General features: G+C 73.7%; 11 protein-coding genes. 8 read left to right on the top strand and 3 right to left on the bottom strand.

What is annotated here, in order from left to right:
* Positions 1-54: 54 nt before the first annotated feature.
* Positions 55-1,179, top strand: a complete 1,125-nt coding sequence (locus PV343_RS32535; protein WP_319150639.1) for a GuaB3 family IMP dehydrogenase-related protein — start codon at positions 55-57, stop codon at positions 1,177-1,179.
* Between the two features lie 91 nt (positions 1,180-1,270).
* On the opposite strand, the gene PV343_RS32530 is transcribed toward PV343_RS32535, so the two are convergent.
* Positions 1,271-2,479, bottom strand: a complete 1,209-nt coding sequence (locus PV343_RS32530; RefSeq protein WP_319150638.1) for a nucleotide sugar dehydrogenase — start codon at positions 2,477-2,479, stop codon at positions 1,271-1,273.
* 282 nt (positions 2,480-2,761) lie between these two features.
* Between PV343_RS32530 and PV343_RS32525 the strand changes: the two genes are divergently transcribed.
* Positions 2,762-4,471: a glycerol-3-phosphate dehydrogenase/oxidase gene (locus tag PV343_RS32525; RefSeq protein WP_319150637.1), complete on the top strand. Its 1,710-nt coding sequence runs from the start codon at positions 2,762-2,764 to the stop codon at positions 4,469-4,471.
* Positions 4,472-4,592: 121 nt separating this feature from the next.
* Here the strand turns inward: PV343_RS32525 and PV343_RS32520 are convergent, their stop codons facing one another.
* On the bottom strand, positions 4,593-5,633 hold the full coding sequence (locus tag PV343_RS32520; RefSeq protein WP_319150636.1) for a serine hydrolase domain-containing protein: 1,041 nt from the start codon (positions 5,631-5,633) through the stop codon (positions 4,593-4,595).
* Positions 5,634-5,871: 238 nt separating this feature from the next.
* Between PV343_RS32520 and PV343_RS32515 the strand changes: the two genes are divergently transcribed.
* The 3 genes from PV343_RS32515 (at position 5,872) to PV343_RS32505 (ending at position 12,665) form a co-directional block, all read left to right on the top strand.
* The gene (locus tag PV343_RS32515; protein ID WP_319150635.1) at positions 5,872-7,863 is read left to right on the top strand and encodes a serine/threonine-protein kinase; all 1,992 of its coding nucleotides are present in this window, start codon (positions 5,872-5,874) and stop codon (positions 7,861-7,863) included.
* Positions 7,864-7,997: 134 nt separating this feature from the next.
* Positions 7,998-10,799, top strand: a complete 2,802-nt coding sequence (locus PV343_RS32510) for a protein kinase (RefSeq protein ID WP_319150634.1) — start codon at positions 7,998-8,000, stop codon at positions 10,797-10,799.
* A 162-nt stretch (positions 10,800-10,961) separates the two neighbouring features.
* Positions 10,962-12,665: a serine/threonine-protein kinase gene (locus tag PV343_RS32505; RefSeq protein ID WP_319150633.1), complete on the top strand. Its 1,704-nt coding sequence runs from the start codon at positions 10,962-10,964 to the stop codon at positions 12,663-12,665.
* 12 nt (positions 12,666-12,677) lie between these two features.
* Here the strand turns inward: PV343_RS32505 and PV343_RS32500 are convergent, their stop codons facing one another.
* Complete coding sequence (locus PV343_RS32500; RefSeq protein WP_319150632.1) at positions 12,678-13,091, bottom strand: hypothetical protein; 414 nt, start codon at positions 13,089-13,091, stop codon at positions 12,678-12,680.
* Between the two features lie 263 nt (positions 13,092-13,354).
* On the opposite strand from PV343_RS32500, the gene PV343_RS32495 reads away from it, so the two are divergent.
* The 3 genes from PV343_RS32495 (at position 13,355) to PV343_RS32485 (ending at position 17,901) form a co-directional block, all read left to right on the top strand.
* The gene (locus PV343_RS32495; protein WP_319150631.1) at positions 13,355-15,073 is read left to right on the top strand and encodes a serine/threonine-protein kinase; all 1,719 of its coding nucleotides are present in this window, start codon (positions 13,355-13,357) and stop codon (positions 15,071-15,073) included.
* Between the two features lie 53 nt (positions 15,074-15,126).
* Complete coding sequence (locus tag PV343_RS32490) at positions 15,127-16,818, top strand: serine/threonine-protein kinase (RefSeq protein WP_319150630.1); 1,692 nt, start codon at positions 15,127-15,129, stop codon at positions 16,816-16,818.
* 114 nt (positions 16,819-16,932) lie between these two features.
* Entirely contained in the window at positions 16,933-17,901 is a 969-nt protein-coding gene (locus PV343_RS32485) for a serine/threonine-protein kinase (protein ID WP_319150629.1), read from the top strand.
* The last annotated feature ends 89 nt before the right edge of the window (positions 17,902-17,990 follow it).

Raw genomic sequence — 17,990 nt, 5'->3', positions numbered from 1 at the left:
GTCCCTGTCGGCGATACTGGAAGGCGCTGCAACGCATAGGGAAAGGCCACCAACGTGACTGAGATCGAGATCGGGCGCGGCAAGCGCGGCCGCCGGGCGTACGCCTTCGACGACATCGCCGTCGTCCCCAGCCGCCGTACGCGGGACCCGAAGGAGGTCTCGATCGCCTGGCAGATCGACGCCTACCGCTTCGAGCTGCCCTTCCTGGCCGCCCCCATGGACTCGGTCGTCTCCCCGGCCACCGCGATCCGCATCGGCGAGCTGGGCGGCCTCGGCGTGCTCAACCTCGAGGGCCTGTGGACGCGGCACGAGGACCCCCAGCCGCTGCTCGACGAGATCGCCGGGCTGGACGCCGAGACGGCCACCCGCCGGCTCCAGGAGATCTACGCGGCGCCGATCAGGGAGGAGCTGATCGGGGCGCGCATCAAGGAGGTGCGCGACTCCGGCGTGGTCACCGCCGCCGCGCTCTCCCCGCAGCGCACCGCCCAGTTCTCCAAGGCGGTCGTGGACGCGGGCGTGGACATCTTCGTCATCCGCGGTACGACGGTGTCGGCGGAGCACGTGTCGTCCTCGCACGAGCCGCTGAACCTCAAGCAGTTCATCTACGAGCTGGACGTCCCGGTGATCGTCGGCGGCTGCGCCACCTACACCGCCGCCCTGCACCTGATGCGCACCGGCGCGGCCGGCGTCCTGGTCGGCTTCGGCGGCGGCGCCGCGCACACCACGCGCAACGTGCTGGGCATCCAGGTCCCGATGGCCACCGCGGTCGCCGACGTGGCCGCGGCCCGCCGTGACTACATGGACGAGTCCGGCGGCCGGTACGTGCACGTGATCGCCGACGGCGGCGTCGGCTGGTCCGGCGACCTCCCGAAGGCGATCGCCTGCGGCGCCGACTCCGTGATGATGGGCTCCCCGCTGGCCCGGGGCACGGACGCGCCCGGCAAGGGCCACCACTGGGGCATGGAGGCGGTCAACGAGGAGCTGCCCCGCGGCAAGAAGGTCGACCTCGGCACGGTCGGCACCATCGAGGAGATCCTCACCGGACCGTCCCACACCCCGGACGGCTCGATGAACTTCTTCGGCGCCCTGCGCCGCGCCATGGCCACCACCGGCTACAGCGAGCTGAAGGAGTTCCAGCGCGTCGAGGTCACGGTGGCGGACTCCCAGCACCGCCGCTGATCCGCACGACCCCGAAGGGGCCGGTCACCTACGGGGTGACCGGCCCCTTTCGCACCGGCCGCGGGGCGCGCTCCACCTACGCGCCCCCTGCTCACAACCGATGCGCCGCCCCCGTGGGCGTGGCCCCCCGGGTGTCCAGCAGGAGCTGGGCCTTCACCGACAGGCCCTGGAGGTCGTACGTGCGGTGCTGCTGGAGCAGGATCGTCAGGTCGGCGTCGGCTGCCGCCTCGTACAGGGAGTCCGCGCGCGGGACCGGGCGGTCCAGGACGTTCCACGCGGGCACGTAGGGGTCGTGGTAGCTCACCGAGGCTCCGAACTCCATCAGCCGGACGGCGATCTCCTGGGCGGGCGTGCTCTGCAGGTCGGCGAGGTCGGGCTTGTAGGTGACGCCGAGCAGCAGCACCCGAGCCCCGCGCGCGGACTTGCCGTGCTCGTTGAGGAGGGCCGCGGCGCGCTGGACGACGTACCGGGGCATGCGGTGGTTGACCTGCTGCGCCAGCTCCACCATGCGCAGGGTGCGGGTCGCGTGCCCGGTCAGGTCGTGCGGGACGCCGTGGCCGCCGACGCCCGGCCCCGGCCGGAACGCCTGGAAGCCGAAGGGCTTGGTCTCCGCGCAGCGGATGACGTCCCACAGGTCGACGCCCAGCTCGTGACAGAGCACGGCCATCTCGTTGACGAGCGCGATGTTGACGTGCCGGTAGTTGGTCTCCAGCAGTTGCACGGCCTCCGCCTCGCGCAGCCCGCGCGCGCGGACGACCTTGTCGGTGAGCCGGCCGTAGAACGCGGCGGCCGACTCCGTGCAGGCGGGGGTGAGGCCGCCGATGACCCTGGGCGTGCCGGCCGGCGTGCGGTCGCGGTTGCCGGGGTCGACCCGGCTGGGCGAGTAGGCCAGGTGGAAGTCGCGGCCCGCGCGCAGACCGGAGCCCCGCTCCAGCAGCGACCGCAGGAACTCGCCCGTCGTCCCGGGCAGGACGGGCGACTCCAGGATGACCGTGGTGTGCGGACGCAGCCGCTCGGCGAGGGTGCGGGCGGCCGACTCCACCTGGCCGAGGTCGATCCCGCCGTCGGCGCCGCGCGGGGTGGGTGCGCAGATCACCGCGGTGCGCACCCGGCCGAGCTGGGCCGGGTCGGTGACGGGCCGGAAGCCCGCCGCGTGCATCCGGCGCAGCTCGGCGGGGCTGAGCGAGCCCGCCTCGGGCCCGGTGGCGTACCCGATGGTCGGAATGCCGGCGGAGACGGCGGCCTGGGCGAGCGGCAGGCCGTAGGAACCGAGTCCGATCACGGCGAGGTCTGCGGGCATGGCGGGAGCCGTCCTTCCCAGTAACCGAAGCGGGACAGATGCGCAACCGCTGTGGACAGGATGCGCGGGAGCACTGTCACACTAGGAGTAAATATGACCGTTATGTGGGATTGTGTTCGTGTGTCTTCCGGGGGTTGTGCGCGTGTTGTCCACAGGTTGGAAGCGCGTGGTGGCTGAAGCCGGGCATCCCCGTCAGAATTTGGGCATGAGGAGGGGGTGAACCGGGCTTCGCCCGCCGGGTGCGGCCGACGCGAGCGAGTTCTTCGACAGCGGGAGGCAGCGGTGAGGACAGCGACTCTGGGCCCGGCACAGCGCGCCGAGGCACTGGCGGCGATGGCGGAGCGTGAACTCGACGTGCTGGTCGTCGGCGCCGGAGTGGTCGGCGCCGGTACCGCGCTGGACGCCGTCACCCGTGGCCTGTCCACCGGACTGGTCGAGGCCCGCGACTGGGCCTCCGGCACCTCCAGCAGGTCCAGCAAGCTCATCCACGGTGGCCTGCGCTATCTGGAGATGCTCGATTTCACCCTGGTCCGCGAGGCGTTGAAGGAGCGCGGCCTGCTCCTGGAACGGCTCGCCCCGCACCTGGTGAAACCCGTGCCGTTCCTCTACCCGCTCCAGCACAAGGGCTGGGAGCGCTGGTACGCCGGTTCGGGCGTGGCCCTGTACGACGCCATGTCGATGGCCCGCGGGCACGGCCGTGGCCTGCCCCTGCACCGGCACCTGACCCGGCGTCACGCCCTCAGCGTGGCACCGTGCCTGAAGAAGGACGCCCTGGTCGGCGCCCTGCAGTACTACGACGCGCAGATGGACGACGCCCGGTTCGTAGCGACCCTGGTGCGCACCGCGGTGTCGTACGGCGCCCACGCGGCCAACCGCGCCCGGGTGACCGGGTTCCTGCGCGAGGGCGAGCGGGTCGTCGGCGCCCGGGTGCAGGACGTCGAGGGCGGCGGGGAGTACGAGATCCGGGCCAAGCAGATCGTCAACGCCACCGGGGTATGGACCGACGACACCCAGGCCATGGTGGGGGAGCGCGGCCAGTTCCACGTCCGCGCCTCCAAGGGCATCCACCTGGTCGTGCCCAAGGACCGCATCCATTCCACCACCGGCCTGATCCTGCGCACCGAGAAGTCGGTCCTGTTCGTCATCCCCTGGGGACGGCACTGGATCGTCGGCACCACCGACACCGACTGGGACCTCGACAAGGCCCACCCGGCCGCCTCCAGCGCCGACATCGACTACCTGCTGGAGCACGTGAACTCGGTGCTCGCCGTCCCGCTCAGCCGCGACGACGTGCAGGGCGTGTACGCGGGCCTGCGCCCGCTGCTGGCCGGCGAGTCCGACGCCACCAGCAAGCTGTCCCGCGAGCACACCGTGGCGCATCCGGCGCCGGGCCTCGTGGTCGTGGCGGGCGGCAAGTACACGACGTACCGGGTGATGGCGAAGGACGCCGTGGACGAGGCGGTGCACGGGCTCGACATGCGCGTCGCCGACTGCGTCACCGAGGAGATCCCGCTGCTCGGCGCGGAGGGATATCAGGCGATGTGGAACGCGCGGGCGCGGACAGCCGCCCGCTCCGGACTGCACGTGGTCCGCGTGGAACACCTGCTGAACCGGTACGGCTCGATGGCCGAGGAGGTCCTGGACCTCATCACCGCCGACCCGGCCCTGGGCGAACCGCTGCACGCCGCCGACGACTACCTGCGCGCCGAGGTCGTGTACGCGGCCTCGCACGAGGGCGCGCGGCACCTGGACGACGTCCTCACCCGCCGTACCCGCATCTCCATCGAGACCTTCGACCGGGGCACCCGCAGCGCCCGTGAGGCCGCCGAGCTGATGGCGCCCGTCCTCGGCTGGGACAAGGACCAGATCGAGCGCGAGGTGGAGCACTACGAGAAGCGGGTCGAGGCGGAGCGGGAGTCCCAGCGCCAGCCGGACGACCTGACGGCCGACGCGGCCCGGCTGGGTGCGCCGGACATCGTGCCGCTGCAGTGACGACTCTGGTGTCGGCTCCAGTGACGGCTCCGGTGGCGTGCCCGCCGGCTCCGGGCGGTCGCGGCGGACATCACCCGAACGGGTGGCCGCGGCCGGGATCTCCGGTCGGGTGCCGTCCGTTCTACCGGGTGCGGGGACAGAACTCGGCGGCGAGCAGGCGAGGTTCGAGGCCGGGGTCGGAGATCTCCGTCGTGTCGATGCGGAAGGTGAGGACACGACGGCCGTCCACCGTGGCTGCGGTGCGCACGTAGCTGCCGGTGATGCGGCCGTTGTGCCCCCACACCGTGACGCCGCACGGCAGCCCGACCGGAAACAGCCCCATGCCGTACGAGCCGTGTGCGGTCCGGGTGTCGAGCATCTCGCGCAGCCATCGCGGGGGCAGCAGCCGGCCGCCCAGCAGGGCGGCGTAGAAGCGGTCGAGGTCGTCGAGCGTGGTCACCAGCTCGCCCGACGCGCCGGCCACGCGCGGGTCGAGTGCGGTGACGTCGGAACCGTCGGCGGCGTAGGCGCGGCCGTGCGGCAGCGGAAGTGAGGTGCGGGATCCGGGAAAGGAGGTGCCCGTCAGACCCAGGGGAGCGATGATCCGGCGCCGGGCCTCGGCGGCGTACGAGTGGCCGGTGACCTGACGGACGACCATGCCGAGCAGGACGTAGCCGGTGTTGGAGTAGGAGTACCGGCCCGGTCGGGCCGGAGGGAGGGAGAGGGCGGTGCGTACGGCCTGAAGCGAGGTCAGCGGTACGGCGCCGTGGGTGGCCCGGGTGAAGTCGGCGAGGCCGCTGGTGTGGGTGAGCAGGGCGCGCAGGGTGATGTGCCGCCCGTCGGTGCCGGGTCCGCGGAGCAGCCCCGGCAGGTACCGCTCGACGGTGTCGGACAGGGCCAGCCGGTGCTCGTCGGCCAGTTGCAGCACGACGGTGGCGACGAAGCTTTTGGTGACGCTGCCGGCGCGGAAGTGGTCGGCCCGTGCGATGCCCCGGCCGGCGGCCGTGTAGCGCGTGCGGTCGCCGTCCCGGGCCAGCAGGGCAGCGGCGGGTGCCCCGCCCTCGGTGACGAGCAGCGGGAGGACCGGGTCCGTCACGCCGGTCGCGTGGCCGGTGGCGGCGGCGGGTGCGAGCAGCAGGGCCAGGAGCAGCGGGAGGGACAGCAGTGCCCGAAGCGTCGGCATCCGGGCTCCCTTCTTCTCCGGGTTCTCCGGCTTCTCCGGCTCTCACCGGATCTCCTCGCGTCTGCGCGGTTCTGCGCCGGAATGCTCGGACCCATCATCCCGCCGGAACGGAGCCCCACTTGAGCGGGTCCCCGGGCGCGCGGCGGGCGGGGCGGCGTCAGGGGCACCCTGGGCGTCGGCCACTTGTCGGGTGAGAGACAATGGAGGCTCTGTCAGGGCGGGTTGCATGAGGGGACGCATGTCGGAGGCGGAGCGGGCGGGGACATCCCGTCAGGAGACTCGTCAGGACAAGAGCGAGCGTCGTCTACTCGCCGGGCGGTACCGGCTGGGAGACGTACTGGGCCGCGGCGGCATGGGCACGGTGTGGCGCGCCGAGGACGAGACCCTGGGCCGGACGGTCGCCGTCAAGGAACTGCGGTTCCCGTCGAACATCGACGACGAGGAGAAGCGGCGTCTGATCACGCGCACCCTGCGCGAGGCCAAGGCGATCGCCCGGATCCGCAACAACAGCGCGGTGACGGTCTTCGACGTGGTCGACGAGGACGACCGGCCCTGGATCGTCATGGAGTTGGTCGAGGGCAAGTCCCTCGCCGAGGTCATCCGCGAGGACGGCCTGCTGGAGCCCAAGCGCGCGGCCGAGGTCGGCCTCGCCGTCCTCGACGTGCTGCGCTCCGCGCACCGCGAGGGCATCCTGCACCGCGATGTGAAGCCGTCCAACGTGCTGATCGCCGAGGACGGCCGGGTCGTGCTCACCGACTTCGGCATCGCCCAGGTGGAGGGCGACCCGTCCATCACCTCCACCGGCATGCTCGTCGGCGCCCCCTCCTACATCTCGCCGGAGCGCGCCCGGGGGCACAAGCCCGGCCCCGCCGCCGACCTGTGGTCGCTGGGCGGCCTGCTGTACGCGTCGGTCGAGGGACTGCCGCCGTACGACAAGGGTTCGGCGATCGCCACGCTGACCGCGGTGATGACCGAGCCCCTGGAGGAGCCCAAGAACGCCGGTCCGCTCCGGGACGTCATCTACGGCCTGCTCAACAAGGACCCGGCGCAGCGGCTCGACGACGCCCGTGCCCGGGTCATGCTCAACCAGGTGATCCACGCGCCCGCGCCCGAGGCCATGGACGCCACGCGGGTGGTGCCGCTGCCGGCGCAGCCCGACGGCCCCGACGGCAAGCGCGGCGAAGAGGCCGGGGAGAAGCTGCGCGGGGCGCTGCGCTCGGTCCGCAAGGCGGCCGGTGCGGCCGGTGCCGCGGCGACCGCGCGGACGACGAAGAACGGTGCCGGCAAGGCGGCCGCCGGTGGGGCGGCGGTGGAGAGCGGCTCCGGTGCCTCGGGAGTGCCGGCCGGTCCGGCCCAGGGCTCCTCGGCCGTGCCGAACTCGTCGGCCACGAAGCCGAGTTCCGGGTGGCCCGTGATGCCGCCGCCGGATCTCGACCTGCCGCCGCGGCCGGTGCCGAGGGCGCCGCTCACCGACGTGGTGCCCAAGCGCACGCTGGTGATCATCGCCGTGGTGGTCGTCCTCGCCGTGATCGGCGTCGTCCTGGCCATCGTCCTCAACGGTGGTGACAAGGGCGGCGACACGAGCGGCAGCGGCGCCCGGACCTCGGCGAGCGCGACCGCCTCCACCAAGGAGGACAAGAGCAGGAGCGGCGAGAAGTCCTCCGACAGCGGCACCCGGACGGACGGCGACACCTCGGCGTCGGCCTCCACCGGCTCCACCACCGACGACGCGGCGAGCCCCGACCCGTCCGGCGACGCGGACGACCACGGGTCGTCCGGCTCGAAGGGCGGCGGCGCGCCCGTGGAGTCGACCCACAAGGGCGGCCAGGGCTACTCGATCGGGCTGCCCAAGGGCTGGAAATTCCAGACCACCGGCGCGGCCGGCGACCGCTACACCGGCCCCGAGGGGCAGAAGCTGCTCGTCGCCTGGACCAGCACGCCCAAGGGTGACCCGGTGGCGGACTGGCAGAACCAGTCGCGGTACATGGTGCGCTCCCAGTACCACAAGATCCGTATAGAGAAGGTGGACTACCGCGGCTGGAACACCGCGGACTGGGAGTTCACCTACGTCGACGGCGGCACCCGGTACCGCACGATCGACCGGGGGTTCGTGGTCAACGGCCATCAGGGGTACGCGCTGATGTACACCGCGAAGGCCGCGAAGTGGGACAGCGGGCTGCGCAAGGCCACCTGGAAGACGCTGACGGGGTCCTTCGAGCCCAAGTCGTGACGTGACCGAGCCCGGTCCGGGTACGTGAGAATCCGTCAACCCCTCAATGTGGGTTGCCTCTGGCACGTATCGTGAATGGTTGCGGACGGTACGCAGCCGAATGTGGATGCGGAACGGTCCGTCAGGGAACGGATGTGAACGACCAGGCGGCCGGGGGAGGCAACGTGGACGACTATGCGGGCCGGGTGCTCGCGGACCGTTACCGCCTGCCGTTGCCGCCTTCCGACGAGTACGAGCTGACCGAGACCCGGGCCTTCGACACCTACAGCGGCCAGGAGGTGCTGGTCCGTCAGGTGCCGTTGCCGGAGGTCGTCGAGGCCGAGGTGCTCGACGCCGAAGGGCTGCCCGAGGGGTTCACCGCCCGTGAGCGCGGCGCCCGCCGCGCCCCCGCGGCCCGTACCGCCACCCGCCGCCCCTCGGACCCGGCCGTGCGGCGCGCCGTGGAGGCCGCGCAGGCGGCGGCCCGCGTGCCCGACCATCCGCGTCTCGACCAGGTCTTCGACGTGTTCGCCGAGGGCGGCTCGCTGTGGATCGTCAGCGAGTGGGTGGCGGCGCGCCCGCTGTCCGCGCTGCTGGCCGAGGAGCCGCTGACGCCGTACCGGGCGGCCGAGGTCGCCTCCGACGTCCTCATGGCGCTGCGGGTCCTGCACGGCCACGGCTGGGTGCACCGCAACATCACCGCCCGCACGGTCCTCGTCTGCGACGACGGCCGGGTCATGCTCACCGGCCTCGCGGTCGGCGCGGCTGAGGAGGCGTTGTGCGGGTACGACCCGGTGCCGGGACAGGACGACGGCGACGACGGCGACGGGGGAGACCGGGAAGGCCGGGACGGCGGGCCGGGCCGGGAAGGACCGGTCGGGGCGCTCGGGCCGGGACGTGCGGCCGGTGGCGCCCCCGGTGGACCGGACTTCGGCGGCCCTGACCTAGGGGGTCCTGGCCTCGGCGGCCCCGGCGGGCGGGGGACGACGGGCGCGGGCGTACCGGTCCCGCCTGCCGGCACCGGCGCCTCCGGCACGGACCCCGAGGCCGCGCGGCGGGCCGCGATCCAGGCGCGGGCGGCCGGCGGGCTGCCGGTGCCGGGCGCGAACGGCATCTCCGGCGGTCCCACGGTCCCCGGACCCGCCGGACGGCGGGCCCTGGAGAGCGGTGACGACATCCGCGCCGCGCGGGCCGGTGCCATCGCCGCCTACCGTGCGGGAGCCCGGGCCGCCGCCCGGGTCCAGGAGGCCCAGCAGGGCGGCCGCCCCGCACTGCCCGGAGCCCGCCCGCCCGCCGAGGTCGAGGCCGGCGGCGGGGACGCAACCGGAGGCGGCCCGCAGCCGCCGTACTCCGCGGGCCCGGCCGGCACACCGCCGGGCCGCATCGCCGACCCCTACGGGGTGCACGGCGCCCCCTGGCACGGCGCCACACCGCGCCCCGCGGCCGGTGACCCCGCGACGGCGCCGGGCACCGACCGCCGGCGCCTCGGACCCTCGGCCGCGCCCGCCCCCACCCGGCTGCCGCTGCCCGGCCAGACGTCCGGCGGCCACCCCGACGGTCCCGGTCACGACGGCCCCGGTCACGACGGTCCCGGGCAGGGCGGCCCAGGGCAGGGCGTGACCGTTCCCGGTCAGGCGCCCGGCCCCGCCGCGGGCGCGGCACCCGCCGGTTCCCGCTGGGACGAACCGGGGGCCGCGGCCCGCCGCGGCCCCGGCACCGCGCTCGCCGCCGAACGGGCCCGCCAGGTGCGGATGACCGTGGTGGGACCGGTGACCGAGCGCTGGGCACCGGAGCAGGCCGGGCCCGTGCACGAGAACTGGCAGCTCGCGGCGCCGATCGGGCCCGCGACCGACCTGTGGGCCCTCGGCGCGTTGCTCTTCCGGGCCGTCCAGGGACACGCGCCCTACCCCGAGGAGTCCACGGCCGAGCTGGTCCAGATGGTGTGCGCGGAACCGCCCGCCTTCGCCGAGGAGTGCGGGCCGCTGCGTCCGGTCGTGGAGTCGCTGCTGCGTCAGGACCCCACCGACCGGTTGGACTTCGAGGAGCTGGGCGGCTGGTTGCGTTCGCTGGTGCGGTCCGCGCCCGAGCCGAACGCCGGGGTCCACGTGGTCCCCGTCCCGCCCCCCGACCCGAGCCGCCTGCCCATCGTCCGGCGCCGCGGCGAGCTGGTGCGGCGCAGGCGTGCCGGGGCGCCGGCCACCCATCCGCACGGACGGCACAAGCGGGCCCAGGAGAAGGCTGGTTCGCCGCGCAGCCTCGGCCGGACGCTGCTCCTGCTGATCCTGCTCCTGCTGGCCGGCGCGGTGGCGTACGCGATGCTGTTCATGCCGAAGCAGGGGGACAGCGGCGCGGCGGGCGGCGAGCGCACCGGCAGCGCCGGGCAGCCGAGTTCCGCGCCCTCCCACGTCCGGCAGCCGTCCGGCGGGCAGCCGCCGAGCGGCACCCCCGGCGCGTCCGCGTCCGCGCCCGCCACCGAGACCCAGACCGGCGGGGACCCGTCGGTCGCCGACGGCTTCACCCTGCGCAAGGACCAGGACGGCTTCCAGGTCGCCGTCGCCAAGGGCTGGGACCGCACGCCCAAGAACGGCGCCGGTCAGGTGGTCTACTCGCACGGGAACTTCGAACTGCTCGTCGTACCGGGCCGGGACGGCTCCTCGTCCAACGGCAGCGACCCGATGGTCTACCAGCGCGACAAGGAGCGCGAACTCCAGCCGTACCGCTCCTCGAGCTGGGCCACCGCCACCGGGCTGCGGACCATCGAGGTGGGCGGCCGGACCATGGCCGAGGGCCAGTTCACCTGGACCGACGGGCAGGGGCGCGACCTGTACGTGCGCAACATGGCGATCCTGCTGAACGGCCGCTACCACATCGTCCAGGTCCGCGGCCCGGAGGCGGAGCGGGACGAGGTGACACGGCTGTACGACCAGGCGGTCGCGACGTACCGCTACACGGGATGAGCGCCCCGTATACCGCCTGGAGGAAGGGGACTTCGGCTCCCGGCGACAGGCCGCGGCGACAACCGTCACAGGACTGTCACCTTGGTACCCCGCTTGTTCCCAGAGGACAGGCCGGTCCTTAGTCTGACCCTGTCAAGAGCATTGCGGGGCAACGTGAATCAGATGCAGGGCCTGCTCATAGCGGGCCGCTACCGGCTCGCCGATTCCATCGGCAGCGGCGGCATGGGCCGGGTGTGGCGCGCCCACGACGAGGTGCTGCACCGGAAGGTCGCCGTCAAGGAGCTGACCGCCGCGCTCTACGTCTCCGAGAGTGAGCAGGCCGTGCTGCTCGCCCGCACCCGGGCCGAGGCCCGTGCCGCGGCGCGCATCAACCACTCCGCCGTCGTCACCGTCCACGACGTGCTCGAACACGACGGCCGCCCGTGGATCGTGATGGAACTGGTCGAGGGCCACTCGCTGGCCGACGCGGTCAAGGAGCGCGGGCGCATCGACCCGCGGGAGGCCGCGCGGATCGGCCTGTGGGTGCTGCGGGCGCTGCGCGCCGCGCACACCGCCGGCGTGCTGCACCGGGACGTCAAGCCAGGCAACGTGCTGCTCGGCCGGGACGGCCGAGTCCTGCTCACCGACTTCGGCATCGCGCAGATCGAGGGCGACACCACCATCACCCGCACGGGAGAGGTCGTCGGTTCGGTCGACTACCTCGCCCCCGAGCGGGTGCGCGGCCACGACCCCGGCCCGTCCTCCGACCTGTGGGCGCTGGGCGCCACGCTGTACACGGCGGTGGAGGGCCGCTCGCCGTTCCGCCGGACCTCGCCGCTGACCACCATGCAGGCGGTCGTGGAGGAGGAGGCGGAGGAGTCGCGGTACGCCGGTCCGCTCGGGCCCGTCATCACCGCCCTGCTGCAGAAGGACCCGGCGCGGCGGCCCGGCACGGACGAGACCGAGCAACTGCTCGCCGAGGCGGCGGAGGGCCGGCGGCCGAGCGCGGCGCAGGTGTACGTGCCCACGCAGCCCGGCGGCTTCCGGCCGGAGCCGCCGACGGGCCCGGCGCGCGCCGGCGCGGAGCGGCCCACCGGGACGCCGTACCCGCCGGTGACCGGACCGACGCGGGTCGCTGGTCCGTACGGCACGCATTCCGGGCAGCACACGCCCGTCCCGCAGGGGCAGCCGACACAGCAGCCACAGCCCGTACGGCCCCCCAGACGTCGCCGGCTGCGCACGCTCGCCCTGGTGGTGGCCCTCGCCGCGATCGTCGGCGGAGGAGTCGCGGTCGCGCTGCAGCAGTTCGGCACGAGCGGCCACGGCGGCTCCGCCTCCGGGACGTCGAGTCCCGGTCCCAGCGTCAGTGGCAGCGTCGGTCCGGGCGGCGGTGGCGGCCAGGGGACGGTTCCCACCGGCTGGGAGCGGATCAAGGACCCGGTGGGCTTCAGCATCTCCCTGCCCAAGGGCTGGAAGCGGACCGTCTCCATCGACCAGGACGGCCTGCGGCAGGTCGACTACTCGCCCGACAAGGGCAAGCACCTGGTGCGCGTCGCCGTCGACACCGCGCCGGACTACCCCACCTCGTACGAGCACATGACCTTCTTGAACGAGCATCGGGTCTCAGGGCGGCTGGTGAACTACAAGCAGTTGATCTTCAAGAAGGAGCTCTTCCGCGACCAGCCGGGCGTCCACTGGGAGTACACGTGGAACGCCCTGGCCAAGGACCCGCCGCACTACTTCCCGGGGCCCTACCACGCGATCGACGTCGGGTACGTGAACGATGCCGGCACCGAGTACGCCCTCTACGAGGCGTCTCCGGCCGACGACTGGGCCACCACCAAGAAGCAGTTCGACTGGATCCTGCGCAGCTTCCAGGAAGGGTGACCCGGGGGTTGATCAGGCGTAGTCGGAGCAAGCACGGACGATCGTGCCGCCTTCGATGACCGCCACCTGCGCGCCGACGTAGTCGAGGTCGTCGCCGGTGGGGTTCGCGTACGTGCTGAAGGAGAGGGTCTGCCCGTTCCCGTCGTACTCGGAGTGCCAGGGCCACTCCGTCACCCATCCGGTGCTGTCGTCTATGGAGACGAGCCGGATGGCCACGTGGTGACCATCGGCGGCGGTGTCCTTGACCCAGCCGCTGATGTCCACGTGCCTGGGCGTCCAGTTGGTGAACGTGAGGCTTCCCGAGGCACCGGTCACCGAGCACGCGGCCCCGCCGCTCGCCGCGCTGGCATTGGTCACCGTGGTCGTGGCGAAGATCGCCAGAGCCGCGACGCCCGTGACGGAAAGTCGCTTCAAAGTGTTTCGCATAAGGGGAATGTAAGGGTTCCATGTTTCGCAGGACAGCATGATTCAGGCCACCCGTTTTACCCTGTATAGCGCCTATTCCACGGCGATTTGCCGCTCTTTGCTTACCTTCCGGGACGAGTTGTGGCTGAAAATGATCACCGCTGACGGCCCAGCATGATCCGGCCACACCCGCCGACGAGCCGGCCGAACTCACCCGGGGTGACGGCACACTTGGCCGATCGCCGTCCCGGAAGGCGCCTGTCCGATGGGGCATGATGGGGCGCATGGGGACCGAGGGGGACGTCTTCCGTGTGATCGCGGGCCGTTACCGCCTGGAGGCGTTGATCGGCCGCGGGGGCATGGGCGTCGTGTGGCGGGCGACCGACCAGTTGCTCGGCCGGCGGGTCGCGGTGAAGGAACTGCCGCTGGAGGAGACGCTCTCCGCCGAGGACGCCCTGCGCCAGCGCGACCGTACGCTGCGCGAGGCCCGCGCGGTGGCCCAGTTGCGCCACCCGCACATCATCGTCGTGCACGACATCGTCGAGGAAGGCGAACGGCCCTACATCGTCATGGAGCTGATCGACGGAGGCTCGCTCGCCGACCGGATCGCGGCGCGCGGCCCGGTCGACGCCGCCGAGGCCGCACGGATCGGCATCGACCTGCTGAGCGCGCTGCGCACCGCCCACGAGGCGGGGATCCTGCACCGCGACATCAAGCCCGCGAACGTGCTCGTCGAGTCCGGCACCGAGCGTGTCGTCCTCACCGACTTCGGGATCGCGCGGATCGCGGGCGCCACGACGCTCACCGAGACCGGCTCCTTCGTGGGCTCGCCCGAGTACACCGCGCCCGAGCGGATGTCCGGGGCGCGCACCGGGTCCGAGTCCGACCTGTGGTCGCTGGGCGCGCTGCTGTGCACCGTGCTCAGCGGCGAGTCGCCGTTCCGTCGCGACTCCCTCGGCGGCATCCTGCACGCCGTCGTCTCCGCCGAGATCCACCCGCCCGCCCAGGCCGAGCCGTTGCTGCCGGTCGTCCGGGGCCTGCTGGAACGCGATCCGGACCGGCGGCTGGACGCGGCGGACGCGGAGCGGATGCTGCGGACGTACCTGGAGACGGGCCGCACCCCGGCAGCGCCGGGCACCGCCGCCACCGGCAGCACGCCCGGGGCCGTCGACCTCGGCGGCCGTACCACCGGGGCGCCCTACACGCCGACCCAGCACGACGTGCCGCACCGACCGGTGCCCGCATCGGCGCCCACCGCCGAACGGCCGCCGCCGGTACGTCAGTCGCCGCGCGGGGTGCTGGTCGCCGCGCTGCTCGTGGCCGCGGTCGCTGGGGCCGGCGTCTCCGCGGTGGCGCTGCTGCTGAACCACGGCGGGGACGGGCCCGGCGGCACCCCGGGCACCACCGCGACCGGCCCCACCACCGGCCCGGCACCGACGAGCGGCCACCCGTCCCGGACCACCGCGAGCGACTCCCCGCCCGGGAGCACCGCCGACGGCTCACCGTCCTCGACGCCGACCTCCAGCAGCGCGCCCGCCGCCTCCCGCAGCCACACCGCCCCCTCCGGCTACCGCACCGCCCGGGACCCGGCCGGCTTCTCCCTCGCCGTGCCGCAGGACTTCACCCGTGACCGGCAGGGCGAGCGGATCTTCTACCTCTCGTCCGGGCAGACGTTCCGCCTCGGCATCAGGGTCGCCTCGCCCGAGGCGGGCGGACCCGCCGCGGTGATGAACCGCGCGGCGGCCGACGGGCCGAGCACCAACCCCGGCTACCACGACGGCCGGGTCACCGGGACCTCGCACGCCGGAGGGCCCGCCGCGCTCTGGGAGTTCACCTGGGACGGCTTCAGCGCCGCCGAGGGCTCGCGCCACACCTACGACCTGTGCTGGGAACAGGACGGCCGGATGTACGACGTGTGGGTGTCGGCGCCGGTCGGCAAGGTGCGCGAGGCCCGGGAGTACTTCGACGTGGCCGTGGACACCTTCTCCGTCACGGCTCGGTGACCGGTTCGGCCGCTCTGTGGCTCCGGACGCGCGTGGCGCGATATGGATGACTCATGAGCAGTGACGGGGGAGTCGGCCGCACCGCCGACGACACGACGAGTTTTGTCCTGCAACCGCCGAACCCGCGCCCCGAGGCGCGGCCGCACCCGCGCCCGCAGCCGGACCCACGCCCGGCCCCGCACCATGCACCGGCCCCGGCACCGGCGTCGGCCCCGGCGTCACGGCCGGCCCCGGACCAGGGGGCCGGGCGGCTGGTCGCCGGGCGGTACCGGCTGCTCGCCAAGCTCGGCCACGGCGGGATGGGCACCGTGTGGCGGGCCAAGGACGAGATGGTGGACCGCGAGGTCGCCGTCAAGGAACCCCGGGTGCCGGACTCGCTTCCCGAGCGGGAACGCGCCAACGCCTACGAGCGGATGCGCCGCGAGGCACGCGCGGCGGCCCGGCTCGACCATCCCTCGGTGGTCGACGTGTACGACGTCGCGGTCGTCGACGGCCGGCCGTGGATCGTGATGGAGCTGGTGCGCGGACGCTCGCTCGGCGACGCGCTCCAGGAGGGCACCCTGGACGCCCGCGAGGCGTCCCGGATCGGCCTCCAGGTGCTCGGCGCGCTGGAGGCGGCGCACGCGGCGGGCGTCCTGCACCGGGACGTGAAACCGGACAACGTGCTGCTGGGCCGGTACGACCGGGTCGTCCTCACCGACTTCGGCATCGCGCAGATCGAGGGCGAGACGAACCTGACCGACACCGGCGGCTTCGTCGGCTCGCCCGAGTACATCGCGCCGGAGCGGGTGCTGGGCCGGCGTCCCGGCCCGGCCAGCGACCTGTGGTCCCTGGGCGTGGTCCTCTACACGGCCACCGAGGGGGTCTCCCCGTTCCGCCGCAGCAACACCCCGGCCACCCTGCAGTCCGTCCTGCACGCCACCCCGGCCGCGCCCGCCGCCGCGCGCGGCCCCCTGGCCGAGGCCGTCGACGGCCTGCTTCAGAAGGACCCCGCCGCCCGTCCGGACGCGGCCCGGGTCCGCGCCCTGCTGGAGGCCGCCGCCAACCCTCCCGCACCCGGGCCCGCCGAGCGGACCAGGGTCGCCGAGCAGACGCCGGCCACCGGGCCGGCCGCCCGGTCGCGACGCGTGGGCCGGAGGACCTGGCTCGGGGTGGGCGCCGTCGTGGTGGCGGCCGCGGCGGTGGCCGGCTACCTGGTCCTCGCCGACCCGTTCGCCGGTCCGCTGCCCGACGGCTGGGCGAGACGGACGGACACCCGGCTCGGCGTGACCCTCGCCGTTCCCGCCACCTATCAGGTGGGGCACCCGGCCAAGACCGACACCGACCAGAGCCGGGTGTCGTACTCGGACTGGAGCGGCGGCATCTCGGTCGTCCTGGACCTGACCCGGAGGTCCGAGGACTCGCTGCAGGAGATCAAGAGCAACGCGGTGGCGCAGATGCGCGCCGACGACGAGAAGTTCAAGACGCAGGGCGCCTACGAACTCGACATGCCCAAGGGCGCGAGGACGCACCCCGACGACAACGCCCGGTACCAGGGCCGGCCGGCCGCCACCAACACCGTCGCCTACACCACGGACGACAGCCAGAACCCGCGCCCGCGCGAGATCGAGATCTTCTACTACCGCACCAAGTCCGGCGACCTGTACCGGCTCTTCGTCGGCTACCCGGGCAAGGGCGACTTCACGGCCCGCGGCCGCGAGGTGGCGAGGACGGCCATCGCGAACCTGAAGATCAGCACGCCCTGACGGGCACGGGACGGCCCGACGGGCGCGAGGCCGGTGGCGGGTTCACCCCGCGCCGGTGGGCCGCACGAGCCTGCGGCTTCGACAACGGCGTGGTGCGCACGGTACTCATGTGACATGACTGGAGACGGCGAACTCCCGCCCGGCGTACGTGTGATCGGCGGGCGCTATCGGCTCCTCGCACCTCTCGGCGCCGGGCCGTCCGGCACGGTCTGGCGGGCACGCGACGAGTCGGCGCGGCGGGACGTCGCCGTCAAGGAGCCCGTGCTGCCGGGTGACCCGGCGGACGACGAGGAGAGCCGGCGGGTGGCGCACCGGCTCTACCGCGAGGCCAGGACCGCCGCCCGGGTGCGGCATCCCTCGGCCGTCACCCTGCACGACGTCGTCACCGAGGACGGGCTCCCGTGGATCGTCATGGAGCTGGTCGAGGGCGAGTCGCTGCGGGAGGCCGTCCGGCGCGGGCCGCTGCGCCCCGCCGAGGCCGCCCGGATCGGGCTCGCGGTCCTCGGCGCGCTCAGGGCCGCGCACGCCGTCGGGATCGTGCACCGGGACATCAAGCCCGCCAACGTCCTGATCGAGGCGGGCACCGGTCGGGTCGTCGTCACCGACTTCGGCATAGGGGACGGCCACGCCCACGAGGCGCCCGCCGGGTTCGTCGCCCCCGAGCGCGCGTCCGGCCCCGGCGCCGGGCCCGCCTCCGACCTGTGGTCCCTCGGCGCGCTGCTGGCCGCCGCCGTCGAGGGCGGGGACGCGGGACCGCTGGAGCCGCTGCTGGTCCGGCTGCACGCACCGGACCCGGCGGACCGACCGGACGCGGCGGAGGTCGCGGCGGCCCTGGAGGCGTGCGCGGGCGCGACGCCCGTAGCGGCCCCGCGCGAACCGGCTCCGGCCCCGGCGCGCGAGCCCGAACCGGCTGCCCCCCACCAACCGGCCACCGCGCGCGAACCCGAACCGGTTCCGAACCCCCCGGCCCCGGCGACCGTGCCCGGCACCGACCCCCGTCCCGGCCCACCCGCCGCCCCGCCCCGCCGCACCCCCTTCGCCGCCCTCGGTCTCCTGCTCGCGAAAAAACCCGGCGCCGAGTGATCGTCACCCGACAACGCCCTGATCAGCGCATTCACTGCCAGTGATCACTGGCGTCGTGTGAGCACTCGGTGAATCCTCGTTACCGACGG

The sequence above is a fragment of the Streptomyces sp. WI03-4A genome (assembly GCF_033792105.1).
GTDB lineage: Bacteria > Actinomycetota > Actinomycetes > Streptomycetales > Streptomycetaceae > Streptomyces > Streptomyces collinus_A.
The sequence above is the reverse complement of the archived record's forward strand: the minus strand, read 5'-3'. Positions and strand labels throughout refer to the sequence as shown.

Excerpts from the sequence above, each read along its gene's own strand:
- PV343_RS32530 (WP_319150638.1), bottom strand. The coding sequence starts at position 2,479 with ATGCCCGCAGACCTCGCCGTGATCGGACTCGGTTCCTACGGCCTGCCG.
- PV343_RS32520 (WP_319150636.1), bottom strand. The coding sequence starts at position 5,633 with ATGCCGACGCTTCGGGCACTGCTGTCCCTCCCGCTGCTCCTGGCCCTG.
- PV343_RS32515 (WP_319150635.1), top strand. The coding sequence starts at position 5,872 with ATGTCGGAGGCGGAGCGGGCGGGGACATCCCGTCAGGAGACTCGTCAG.
- PV343_RS32505 (WP_319150633.1), top strand. The coding sequence starts at position 10,962 with ATGCAGGGCCTGCTCATAGCGGGCCGCTACCGGCTCGCCGATTCCATC.
- PV343_RS32500 (WP_319150632.1), bottom strand. The coding sequence starts at position 13,091 with ATGCGAAACACTTTGAAGCGACTTTCCGTCACGGGCGTCGCGGCTCTG.
- PV343_RS32495 (WP_319150631.1), top strand. The coding sequence starts at position 13,355 with ATGGGGACCGAGGGGGACGTCTTCCGTGTGATCGCGGGCCGTTACCGC.
- PV343_RS32490 (WP_319150630.1), top strand. The coding sequence starts at position 15,127 with ATGAGCAGTGACGGGGGAGTCGGCCGCACCGCCGACGACACGACGAGT.
- PV343_RS32485 (WP_319150629.1), top strand. The coding sequence starts at position 16,933 with ATGACTGGAGACGGCGAACTCCCGCCCGGCGTACGTGTGATCGGCGGG.